This is a genomic window from Pseudomonas sp. MD195_PC81_125 (assembly GCF_014060985.1).
Classification (GTDB): Bacteria; Pseudomonadota; Gammaproteobacteria; order Pseudomonadales; family Pseudomonadaceae; genus Aquipseudomonas; species Aquipseudomonas parakoreensis.
Map to the genome: position 1 here is coordinate 1 of NZ_JABULD010000063.1, position 4,095 is coordinate 4,095.

General features: G+C 63.9%; 3 protein-coding genes and 1 pseudogene. All 4 read left to right on the plus strand.

Translation table 11 applies throughout. From position 1 onward, the window contains the following. Positions 1 to 38: 38 nt before the first annotated feature. The 4 genes and pseudogenes from bluB (at position 39) to HT737_RS03130 (ending at position 4,028) form a co-directional block, all read left to right on the plus strand. Positions 39 to 689 (plus strand): 5,6-dimethylbenzimidazole synthase, encoded by a 651-nt coding sequence (gene bluB, locus HT737_RS03115; RefSeq protein ID WP_182401392.1) that lies wholly within the window; start codon positions 39 to 41, stop codon positions 687 to 689. Continuing rightward, a complete protein-coding gene (gene cbiB, locus HT737_RS03120; protein ID WP_095667135.1) occupies positions 686 to 1,594 on the plus strand; it encodes an adenosylcobinamide-phosphate synthase CbiB in 909 nt (302 codons plus the stop codon). The genes bluB and cbiB overlap by 4 nt, the downstream gene beginning before the upstream one ends. After that, a pseudogene (cobD, locus tag HT737_RS03125) lies at positions 1,587 to 2,580 on the plus strand (threonine-phosphate decarboxylase CobD). The gene cbiB and the pseudogene cobD overlap by 8 nt, the downstream one beginning before the upstream one ends. Beyond that, on the plus strand, positions 2,577 to 4,028 hold the full coding sequence (locus tag HT737_RS03130; RefSeq protein WP_182401395.1) for a cobyric acid synthase: 1,452 nt from the start codon (positions 2,577 to 2,579) through the stop codon (positions 4,026 to 4,028). Before cobD ends, HT737_RS03130 begins: the two are co-directional and overlap by 4 nt. The last annotated feature ends 67 nt before the right edge of the window (positions 4,029 to 4,095 follow it).

A 4,095-nucleotide genomic window follows, 5' to 3' on the forward strand; every position in this document is an offset into this window, starting at 1 on the left:
CGATCCCCTGTGGGAGCTGGCTTGCCAGCGATGGGGCCATGACCGACAACGCCTATTCCGAGGCCGAACGCGCAGCCGTCTACCGAGCCATCGCCGAGCGCCGCGACATGCGCCACTTCACCGGTGGCACGGTCGAACCGGAGCTGCTGCGCCGTCTGCTCGAAGCCGCGCATCAGGCGCCCAGCGTCGGTCTGATGCAGCCATGGCGTTTCATCCGCATCAGCGATCGCGCCTTGCGCGGGCAGATCCAGAACCTCGTCGAAGACGAACGCGTGCGTACCGCCGAAGCCCTCGGCGAGCGCAGTGACGAGTTCATGAAGCTCAAGGTCGAAGGCATCAACGACTGCGCCGAAGTCCTGGTCGCGGCGCTGATGGACGATCGCGAAAAACATATTTTCGGCCGTCGTACGCTGCCGGAAATGGACATGGCCTCGCTGTCCTGCGCGATTCAGAATCTGTGGCTGGCGTCCCGTGCCGAGGGGCTGGGCATGGGCTGGGTGTCGCTGTTCGAACCGCAGGCGCTGGCCGATCTGCTGCAGCTGCCGGCCGGAGCCAAGCCATTGGCGGTGTTGTGCCTGGGGCCGGTCAAGGCATTCTATCCGGCGCCGATGCTGGTACTCGAAGGGTGGGCGCAGGCGCGGCCGCTCAATGAGTTGCTGTACGAAAATTATTGGGGAGTGAGTCAATGAGTGTGGCGTTGTTGAGTGTCGCCGCGGTCGCGCTGGATGCGCTGCTGGGTGAACCGAAACGCTGGCATCCGCTGGTGGCGTTCGGCAATTTTGCCGGGCGCATCGAGCGCCGTTTCAATGCGGGCGGACGTGGCTGGCGCAGTCACGGGGTCACCGCGTGGGTGATCGCGGTGCTGCCGCTGACCTTGCTCGCCACCGCGTTTTCCTGGGCACCGTACGTGGGCTGGATCGTCGAGATTCTGGCGCTGTATTGTGCCCTCGGCATGCGCAGTCTTGGCGAACACGTCGAGCCCGTGGCCAAAGCCCTGCGCAGCGATGATCTGGAAGAAGCACGCAAACGCGTGGGTTATCTGGTCAGCCGTCAGACCAGCGAACTGGACAGCACCGCCGTCGCCCGCGCCGCCACCGAATCGGTGCTGGAAAACGGCAGTGACGCGGTGTTCGCCGCGCTGTTCTGGTTTGTCGTGGCCGGTGCGCCGGGCGTGGTGCTCTATCGCCTGAGCAATACGCTCGACGCAATGTGGGGCTATCGCAACGAACGCTTCGAGCGCTTCGGCTGGTGCGCGGCAAAAATCGACGACGTGCTCAACTACATTCCGGCCCGACTGGTGGCGCTGACCTACGCGCTGCTGGGCAACACCCGGCTCGCCTGGAAATGCTGGCGCAGCCAGGGCCCGCAATGGGACAGCCCCAACGCCGGTCCGGTAATGGCGGCTGGCGCCGGTGCGTTAGGCGTCGAACTGGGCGGACCGGCGATTTATCACGGTGAGCTGCATGAGCGTCCGCAACTGGGCGAAGGTGCGCCGGCGGATGCCGATTCGATTGATCGCGGCTGGCAATTGGTCCAGCGCGGGGTATGGTTATGGCTGCTGATTCTCTGCGTGGGGGCTGAATTCTATGCTTGAGCACGGTGGCCGGCTGCGCAAGGCTGCACTCGATTACGGGATTGCCGAGGCCGACTGGCTCGACCTGTCCAGCGGGCTTGCGCCGTGGCCGTTTGCGGTGCCGCAGATTCCGTTGCGCGCCTGGGCACGCTTGCCGGAAGCCGACGACGGGCTGGAGCAGGCCGCGTGTGATTACTACGGTGCTTCGCAGGTGCTGCCGGTGGCCGGTTCGCAAATGGCGATTCAGCTGCTGCCGCGTTTGCGCCGTGCCGGCAAGGTCGGTGTGTTGTCGCCGTGTTATGCCGAGCACGCCGAAGCCTGGCGTCGCAGTGGTTACATCGTGCGCGAAGTGCTGGAGCAGGAAGTGGAATTCTTTCTCGATAGCCTCGACGTGCTGGTGGTGGTCAATCCGAACAATCCCACCGGCCTGAGCCTGAACCCGGCGCGGCTGCTCGACTGGCATGCGCGGCTGGCCCAGCGCGGCGGCTGGCTGGTGGTCGATGAAGCGTTCATGGATAACACGCCGCAGCTGAGCCTGGCCTCGCACACCCATCAAGTTGGCCTGATCGTGTTGCGCTCCTTCGGCAAGTTTTTTCGGTCTGGCGGGGGTGCGTCTGGGGTTTGTGCTGGCCGAGCGCAAGTTGCTCAGGTTGCTCGCGGAACAGGTCGGGCCGTGGGCGGTGAGCGGGCCGACGCGGGTGCTCGGTCAGGCCTGTTTGCAGGACACCGAAGCGCACACTCGGCAACGTATTCGCAGCGATGAGGCCAGTGAACGTCTGGCGCTGCTGCTGGAGCGTTATGGCTTCAAACCCCATGGGGGTTGTGCGTTGTTTCAGTGGCTGATCACCGAGCACGCGCCTGCGTTGCACGAATTCATGGCCCGACGCGGGATCCTTCTGCGCATCTTCACCCACAACAGCAGTTTGCGTTTTGGCCTGCCCGCCAACGCCGCTGAAGAAGCGCGCCTCGAACAGGCGCTGCAAGCCTTTGCCAAGGAATCGAAATGACCACCCTGATGGTGCAAGGCACCACCTCCGACGCCGGTAAAAGCACGCTGGTGACGGCGCTGTGCCGCTGGGCCACCCGTCAGGGCGTGGCGGTGGTGCCGTTCAAACCGCAGAACATGGCGCTCAACAGTGCGGTGACCGCCGACGGCGGCGAGATCGGCCGGGCGCAAGCGGTGCAGGCGCAAGCCGCGCATCTCGAACCGCACACCGACATGAACCCGGTGTTGCTCAAGCCCAACAGCGACACCGGCGCGCAGGTAATCATCCATGGCCGCGCGGTCACCAGCATGAACGCAGTGGCCTATCACGACTACAAAGCCATCGCCATGCAAGCGGTGCTCGCGTCGCACGAGCGGCTGAGCACGGCCTATCCGCTGGTGATGGTTGAAGGCGCTGGCTCGCCGGCCGAAATCAATCTGCGTGCCGGTGACATCGCCAACATGGGCTTCGCCGAAGCGGTGGATTGCCCGGTGCTGCTGATCGCCGACATCAATCGCGGCGGGGTGTTTGCGCATCTGGTCGGCACGCTGGAGTTGCTGTCGCCGAGCGAGCAGGCACGGGTCAAAGGTTTCATCATCAATCGTTTTCGCGGTGACATCGCCTTGCTGCAACCGGGCCTCGACTGGCTGGAACAACGCACTGGCAAACCGGTGGTCGGCGTGCTGCCGTACGTGATGGATCTGCATCTGGAGGCTGAGGATGGTATCGACCAGCGTCAGACCGACAAGGCCGAGCAAGTGCTGAAAGTGGTGGTGCCGGTGCTGCCGCGTATCAGCAATCATACCGACTTCGATCCGCTGCGTTTGCATCCGCAGGTCGATCTGCAATTCATCGGCCCGGGGCAGGCGATCCCTGCCGCCGACCTGATCATCCTGCCCGGCTCGAAAAGCGTGCGCAGCGATCTTGCCTATTTACGTGCCAATGGCTGGGACGCGGCGATCAATCGGCACTTGCGCTATGGCGGCAAGTTGCTGGGGATCTGCGGCGGTCTGCAAATGCTCGGCGAGCAGGTGCACGATCCGCTGGGCCTGGAAGGCGCGCCGGGCTCCAGTGCCGGCCTGGGTTTGCTGGCGTTCGAAACCACGCTGGAAGCCGAGAAGCAATTGCGCAATGTGCGCGGGCATCTGGCGCTGGAAAACGCCGAGGTCAGTGGCTATGAAATCCATGCGGGCGTGACGGTGGGGCCGGCGCTGGAGAATGCGGCGGTGCATCTGGATGATGGTCGTTGCGATGGCGCGCAGAGTCTGGACGGGCAGGTTTTTGGCACTTATCTGCATGGCTTGTTCGAATCACCGCAAGCCAGTGTCGCGTTACTGCGCTGGGCCGGGTTGAGTGATGTGCAGACGGTGGATTACCACGGCTTGCGCGAGCGCGATATCGAGCGGTTGGCGGATCTGGTGGAGCAGCATCTGGATATCGATTTGTTGCGGCAGCTCTGTGGGATTTAGGCTGGCTGTTACGGCCTCTTCGCGAGCAGGCTCGCTCCCCACTTTTGGAACGCATTTCCATGTGGGA